At 51.9% G+C, this 5,513-nt stretch carries 2 tRNA genes and 3 rRNA genes; all 5 read left to right on the forward strand.

The features are described from left to right. Positions 1–266 precede the first annotated feature (266 nt). The 5 genes from G7026_RS22395 (at position 267) to rrf (ending at position 5,479) form a co-directional block, all read left to right on the forward strand. A 16S ribosomal RNA gene (locus G7026_RS22395) occupies positions 267–1,803 on the forward strand. A 93-nt stretch (positions 1,804–1,896) separates the two neighbouring features. Beyond that, positions 1,897–1,973, forward strand: a tRNA-Ile gene (locus G7026_RS22400). Positions 1,974–2,003: 30 nt separating this feature from the next. Then, positions 2,004–2,079, forward strand: a tRNA-Ala gene (locus G7026_RS22405). Between the two features lie 245 nt (positions 2,080–2,324). Beyond that, positions 2,325–5,215: ribosomal RNA gene (locus G7026_RS22410) — 23S ribosomal RNA — on the forward strand. 148 nt (positions 5,216–5,363) lie between these two features. Further along, positions 5,364–5,479: ribosomal RNA gene (gene rrf / locus G7026_RS22415) — 5S ribosomal RNA — on the forward strand. Together the 16S, 23S and 5S rRNA genes with 2 tRNA genes alongside form the textbook arrangement of a ribosomal RNA operon. The last annotated feature ends 34 nt before the right edge of the window (positions 5,480–5,513 follow it).

The raw sequence follows: 5,513 nt of genomic DNA on the forward strand, positions 1-5,513 counted from the left end.
GAAAAGAGATTTTCGAAAAACAGCTTGACAGTAAGAAAGGCTGCTGTAGAATGCGCGGCCTCGGTTGAGACGAAAGACTTGATCGAAACGCTCTTTAACAACTGAATCAAGCAATTCGTGTGGGTGCTTGTGAGGTAAGACTGATAGTCAAGTGATTATCAGCATCACAAAGCAACACTCGTTAATTCGAGAGTTACTCTTCATTTATGGAGAGATTTGCGATTGCTGAGCCAAGTTTAGGGTTTTCTCAAAACCCAAGCAGTATTGAACTGAAGAGTTTGATCATGGCTCAGATTGAACGCTGGCGGCAGGCCTAACACATGCAAGTCGAGCGGTAGAGAGGAGCTTGCTTCTCTTGAGAGCGGCGGACGGGTGAGTAATGCCTAGGAATCTGCCTAGTAGTGGGGGATAACGTTCGGAAACGGACGCTAATACCGCATACGTCCTACGGGAGAAAGTGGGGGATCTTCGGACCTCACGCTATTAGATGAGCCTAGGTCGGATTAGCTAGTTGGTGGGGTAAAGGCTCACCAAGGCGACGATCCGTAACTGGTCTGAGAGGATGATCAGTCACACTGGAACTGAGACACGGTCCAGACTCCTACGGGAGGCAGCAGTGGGGAATATTGGACAATGGGCGAAAGCCTGATCCAGCCATGCCGCGTGTGTGAAGAAGGTCTTCGGATTGTAAAGCACTTTAAGTTGGGAGGAAGGGCAGTAAGTTAATACCTTGCTGTTTTGACGTTACCGACAGAATAAGCACCGGCTAACTCTGTGCCAGCAGCCGCGGTAATACAGAGGGTGCAAGCGTTAATCGGAATTACTGGGCGTAAAGCGCGCGTAGGTGGTTTGGTAAGTTGGATGTGAAAGCCCCGGGCTCAACCTGGGAACTGCATCCAAAACTGCCAAGCTAGAGTACGGTAGAGGGTGGTGGAATTTCCTGTGTAGCGGTGAAATGCGTAGATATAGGAAGGAACACCAGTGGCGAAGGCGACCACCTGGACTGATACTGACACTGAGGTGCGAAAGCGTGGGGAGCAAACAGGATTAGATACCCTGGTAGTCCACGCCGTAAACGATGTCGACTAGCCGTTGGGATCCTTGAGATCTTAGTGGCGCAGCTAACGCATTAAGTCGACCGCCTGGGGAGTACGGCCGCAAGGTTAAAACTCAAATGAATTGACGGGGGCCCGCACAAGCGGTGGAGCATGTGGTTTAATTCGAAGCAACGCGAAGAACCTTACCTGGCCTTGACATGCTGAGAACTTTCCAGAGATGGATTGGTGCCTTCGGGAACTCAGACACAGGTGCTGCATGGCTGTCGTCAGCTCGTGTCGTGAGATGTTGGGTTAAGTCCCGTAACGAGCGCAACCCTTGTCCTTAGTTACCAGCACATTATGGTGGGCACTCTAAGGAGACTGCCGGTGACAAACCGGAGGAAGGTGGGGATGACGTCAAGTCATCATGGCCCTTACGGCCAGGGCTACACACGTGCTACAATGGTCGGTACAAAGGGTTGCCAAGCCGCGAGGTGGAGCTAATCCCATAAAACCGATCGTAGTCCGGATCGCAGTCTGCAACTCGACTGCGTGAAGTCGGAATCGCTAGTAATCGTGAATCAGAATGTCACGGTGAATACGTTCCCGGGCCTTGTACACACCGCCCGTCACACCATGGGAGTGGGTTGCTCCAGAAGTAGCTAGTCTAACCTTCGGGGGGACGGTTACCACGGAGTGATTCATGACTGGGGTGAAGTCGTAACAAGGTAGCCGTAGGGGAACCTGCGGCTGGATCACCTCCTTAATCGACGACATCAGCTTCTTCATAAGCTCCCACACGAATTGCTTGATTCACTTGCGAAAAGCGATTGGGTTTAGACCCGAGAGTAAGACGATTGGGTCTGTAGCTCAGTTGGTTAGAGCGCACCCCTGATAAGGGTGAGGTCGGCAGTTCGAATCTGCCCAGACCCACCAATTGTCAAGGGATGTGGCCGATCTGTAGATGGGGCCATAGCTCAGCTGGGAGAGCGCCTGCTTTGCACGCAGGAGGTCAGGAGTTCGATCCTCCTTGGCTCCACCATTCACTCGAATCGCTTGAAAAGCTCAGAAATGAGCATTCACACCGGTAGGTGGGGAATGTTGATTTCTGGTCTTTGCGCCGGAACTGTTCTTTAAAAATTTGGGTATGTGATAGAAGTAGACTGACTGATCGTTTTCACTGGCGATTAGTTTGGTCAAGGTAAATTTGCGAGTTCAAGCGCGAATTTTCGGCGAATGTCGGCTTTATCTGATCAGAGATCTCAAGCAGATTGCTTGGGGTTATATGGTCAAGTGAATAAGCGCATACGGTGGATGCCTTGGCAGTCAGAGGCGATGAAAGACGTGATAGCCTGCGATAAGCTTCGGGGAGTCGGCAAATAGACTGTGATCCGGAGATCTCTGAATGGGGGAACCCACCCAGCATAAGCTGGGTATCTTGTACTGAATACATAGGTGCAAGAGGCGAACCAGGGGAACTGAAACATCTAAGTACCCTGAGGAAAAGAAATCAACCGAGATTCCCTTAGTAGTGGCGAGCGAACGGGGATTAGCCCTTAAGCTTCTTGGATTTTAGCGGAACGCTCTGGAAAGTGCGGCCATAGTGGGTGATAGCCCTGTACGCGAAAAGATCCTTGAAGTGAAATCGAGTAGGACGGAGCACGAGAAACTTTGTCTGAATATGGGGGGACCATCCTCCAAGGCTAAATACTACTGACTGACCGATAGTGAACCAGTACCGTGAGGGAAAGGCGAAAAGAACCCCGGAGAGGGGAGTGAAATAGAACCTGAAACCGTATGCGTACAAGCAGTGGGAGCCTACTTTGTTAGGTGACTGCGTACCTTTTGTATAATGGGTCAGCGACTTATTTTCAGTGGCGAGCTTAACCGAATAGGGGAGGCGTAGCGAAAGCGAGTCTTAATAGGGCGTCTAGTCGCTGGGAATAGACCCGAAACCGGGCGATCTATCCATGGGCAGGTTGAAGGTTGGGTAACACTAACTGGAGGACCGAACCGACTACCGTTGAAAAGTTAGCGGATGACCTGTGGATCGGAGTGAAAGGCTAATCAAGCTCGGAGATAGCTGGTTCTCCTCGAAAGCTATTTAGGTAGCGCCTCGTGTATCACTGCTGGGGGTAGAGCACTGTTTCGGCTAGGGGGTCATCCCGACTTACCAAACCGATGCAAACTCCGAATACCAGCAAGTGTCAGCACGGGAGACACACGGCGGGTGCTAACGTCCGTCGTGAAAAGGGAAACAACCCAGACCGTCAGCTAAGGTCCCAAAATCCTGGTTAAGTGGGAAACGATGTGGGAAGGCTCAGACAGCTAGGAGGTTGGCTTAGAAGCAGCCACCCTTTAAAGAAAGCGTAATAGCTCACTAGTCGAGTCGGCCTGCGCGGAAGATGTAACGGGGCTCAAACCAGGTACCGAAGCTACGGGTTCATCGTAAGATGAGCGGTAGAGGAGCGTTCTGTAAGCCTGTGAAGGTGAGTTGAGAAGCTCGCTGGAGGTATCAGAAGTGCGAATGCTGACATGAGTAACGACAATGCGAGTGAAAAACTCGCACGCCGAAAGACCAAGGGTTCCTGCGCAACGTTAATCGACGCAGGGTGAGTCGGTCCCTAAGGCGAGGCTGAAGAGCGTAGTCGATGGGAAACGGGTTAATATTCCCGTACTTCTGGTTACTGCGATGGGGGGACGGAGAAGGCTAGGCCAGCTTGGCGTTGGTTGTCCAAGTTTAAGGTGGTAGGCAGAGATCTTAGGTAAATCCGGGATCTTAATGCCGAGAACTGATGACGAGCTTTCTTTTAGAAAGCGAAGTGGTTGATGCCATGCTTCCAGGAAAAGCCTCTAAGCTTCAGGTAATCAGGAACCGTACCCCAAACCGACACAGGTGGTTGGGTAGAGAATACCAAGGCGCTTGAGAGAACTCGGGTGAAGGAACTAGGCAAAATGGCACCGTAACTTCGGGAGAAGGTGCGCCGGTGAGGGTGAAGGACTTGCTCCGTAAGCTCATGCCGGTCGAAGATACCAGGCCGCTGCGACTGTTTATTAAAAACACAGCACTCTGCAAACACGAAAGTGGACGTATAGGGTGTGACGCCTGCCCGGTGCCGGAAGGTTAATTGATGGGGTTAGCGCAAGCGAAGCTCTTGATCGAAGCCCCGGTAAACGGCGGCCGTAACTATAACGGTCCTAAGGTAGCGAAATTCCTTGTCGGGTAAGTTCCGACCTGCACGAATGGCGTAACGATGGCGGCGCTGTCTCCACCCGAGACTCAGTGAAATTGAAATCGCTGTGAAGATGCAGTGTATCCGCGGCTAGACGGAAAGACCCCGTGAACCTTTACTATAGCTTTGCACTGGACTTTGAATTTGCTTGTGTAGGATAGGTGGGAGGCTTTGAAGCGTGGACGCCAGTTCGCGTGGAGCCAACCTTGAAATACCACCCTGGCAACTTTGAGGTTCTAACTCTGGTCCGTTATCCGGATCGAGGACAGTGTATGGTGGGTAGTTTGACTGGGGCGGTCTCCTCCTAAAGAGTAACGGAGGAGTACGAAGGTGCGCTCAGACCGGTCGGAAATCGGTCGTAGAGTATAAAGGCAAAAGCGCGCTTGACTGCGAGACAGACACGTCGAGCAGGTACGAAAGTAGGTCTTAGTGATCCGGTGGTTCTGTATGGAAGGGCCATCGCTCAACGGATAAAAGGTACTCCGGGGATAACAGGCTGATACCGCCCAAGAGTTCATATCGACGGCGGTGTTTGGCACCTCGATGTCGGCTCATCACATCCTGGGGCTGAAGCCGGTCCCAAGGGTATGGCTGTTCGCCATTTAAAGTGGTACGCGAGCTGGGTTTAGAACGTCGTGAGACAGTTCGGTCCCTATCTGCCGTGGACGTTTGAGATTTGAGAGGGGCTGCTCCTAGTACGAGAGGACCGGAGTGGACGAACCTCTGGTGTTCCGGTTGTCACGCCAGTGGCATTGCCGGGTAGCTACGTTCGGAAGAGATAACCGCTGAAAGCATCTAAGCGGGAAACTTGCCTCAAGATGAGATCTCACTGGAGCCTCGAGCTCCCTAAAGGGCCGTCGAAGACTACGACGTTGATAGGTTGGGTGTGTAAGCGCTGTGAGGCGTTGAGCTAACCAATACTAATTGCCCGTGAGGCTTGACCATATAACACCCAAACAATCTGGAGCTTAACGCTCGAGACGGTGTGACAGGTAAAGCCGATAAAGCCGAAAATTGGCCAGAACCGCAAAACCATACGACATCACATACCCATTAGGGGAAGCGACTCAACACCGACTCCCCAACCAAATTGCTTGACGACCATAGAGCGTTGGAACCACCTGATCCCATCCCGAACTCAGTAGTGAAACGACGCATCGCCGATGGTAGTGTGGGGTTTCCCCATGTGAGAGTAGGTCATCGTCAAGCTTCTATCCCAAACCCCCAATCCGAGCAATCGGGT

Source organism: Stutzerimonas azotifigens (assembly GCF_013522725.1).
In the GTDB taxonomy this organism is placed as follows: Bacteria; Pseudomonadota; Gammaproteobacteria; order Pseudomonadales; family Pseudomonadaceae; genus Stutzerimonas; species Stutzerimonas azotifigens_A.